3 protein-coding genes are annotated in these 1,588 nt (G+C 37.9%); all 3 read left to right on the plus strand.

The genetic code is table 11. From position 1 onward, the window contains the following. The first annotated feature begins 218 nt into the window (after nucleotides 1-218). A complete protein-coding gene (locus PL9631_RS25635) occupies nucleotides 219-614 on the plus strand; it encodes a helix-turn-helix domain-containing protein (protein WP_083624813.1) in 396 nt (131 codons plus the stop codon). A gap of 13 nt (nucleotides 615-627) precedes the next feature. Next, the gene (locus tag PL9631_RS25640) at nucleotides 628-822 is read left to right on the plus strand and encodes a hypothetical protein (RefSeq protein ID WP_083624815.1); all 195 of its coding nucleotides are present in this window, start codon (nucleotides 628-630) and stop codon (nucleotides 820-822) included. A 303-nt stretch (nucleotides 823-1,125) separates the two neighbouring features. Next, nucleotides 1,126-1,588 (plus strand): hypothetical protein (locus PL9631_RS25645; RefSeq protein WP_197046522.1); only part of this gene is annotated, 463 nt, incomplete at its 3' end.

A 1,588-nucleotide genomic window follows, 5' to 3' on the forward strand; every position in this document is an offset into this window, starting at 1 on the left:
AATTTTCGAGGCTATCCAAGCCAGTAAGGGGTTTCAGCCTCTAAAATATGCAGTTTAAATGCACAACAGCTTAAGAGTTTCTAAAAATGTCTGAAGTATTGAATATACTAACAGCAAAATTGGCAGTCATGGGGGCAATATAGCAAGTCTAAATCAGTTATACAAATCAACAATTAAAGGGTAAAATAAAAGTTCAAGAAAAAAAGGGGGAAATAAAAATGTTAGATATGCCAGAAAATCAAGAATTACAAGAAAAATTAAAAGAATTAGAAGAGTATATCTCTAATATCAAAAATGTCAGGGAATGGAAAAGAGGTGAAGCCGTGAGATTGAGATTAATACAGAAAAGCTATGAAGAAATTCAACAGAGATTAGGAGTTTCAATCAGTTTTATTGCCAAGAGTCAGAAAAAATACTTAGAAAAAGGAATTCCGGGATTAAAGTTAGGATGTCAAGGTTCAAAAAGCTATTTAACACCCTCACAACTGGAAGAAATTGAACAGTGGCTAATTCCCTTAGAAAGACGAAACATCTCCGAGTTAGAAAGGCATCTAATCGAAGAGTATGATGTGGTATTTAAGTCCCCAGAAAGTTATTATAAAATAAGGAGATGATATCTGTAGTTACTTGTGGGGAGACCGAGAAAATCGAGAAGTTATTCAAGTTGAGAATCAGCGCAATAGACAGACTTATTATGGAGCTTTTAACTTGTGGACAAAAGAATTTATTGTCTCTCCTTATGAAACCGGGGATGGAGAAAATACGGTTAAGTTTATATCGGAAATTCAAGCCCGTGATCCACAACATAACTCCAAGCAATAAACATTATCCCTACGAGCAACAACATCAAAACCTGCGGCACTCCCAATTTCTATCCGTTAGCGTAAGTTTCTGTACGATTGCTACACAAACGCCTTATCCCTCAATCTCTCCTCCAATACCCCTGAAAAAATGTAGAGTTTCTTCATAAATACTTCAAAATTTTTCGGTTTAATTAAAGAAAATTCATTCGAGGTAGTTGCAACAGTAGAGCGACTGTCCATTGAGTTATTAATATTTCTTTCCCCTGGACTTCTGGCGGTTGCCGCGTTACAAGCGTCTAAACCATTAGATGGAGGAACAATTATGGCTACATTTACAGGATCACCGTTTCAAGGAACTCTATTAGGCACCAATAAAGCTGATACCTTTTCTGGCCAAGTGACAGGGAATGCGGAGAGTGCTACAGCCTATGGTGCGTTTAACGCTCAGATTGATGCGGGTAATGGCATTGATACTATTACGCTGATGGGTAAAGCTGGTGCCTCTGGAGTTGGTTATGGGGCTTACAACTCAACTCTTAATGGCAATAACGGGAATGATATTATCAAGATTTCTGGTATTGGAAGCAGTTCTGACGATATTGTCTACACAATTGATCTCAGAAATAATGTTTCTTCTCTGCCTCCATCTCCATTCCTATCTTTTGTCACTCCCCCTGAAGACTTTAATCATGATGGATGGCTTGAAACAGTTCTCAAGATCAACCTTGGGCCAGCATCCAGTAATCCCTATGATGTTGCTGAATTTGAGGTGCAATATGATGGAG

Source organism: Planktothrix paucivesiculata PCC 9631, from assembly GCF_900009265.2.
Lineage (GTDB): Bacteria > Cyanobacteriota > Cyanobacteriia > Cyanobacteriales > Microcoleaceae > Planktothrix > Planktothrix paucivesiculata.

Coding starts and splice junctions, on each gene's coding strand:
- PL9631_RS25635 (WP_083624813.1), top strand. CDS start 219: ATGTTAGATATGCCAGAAAATCAAGAATTACAAGAAAAATTAAAAGAA.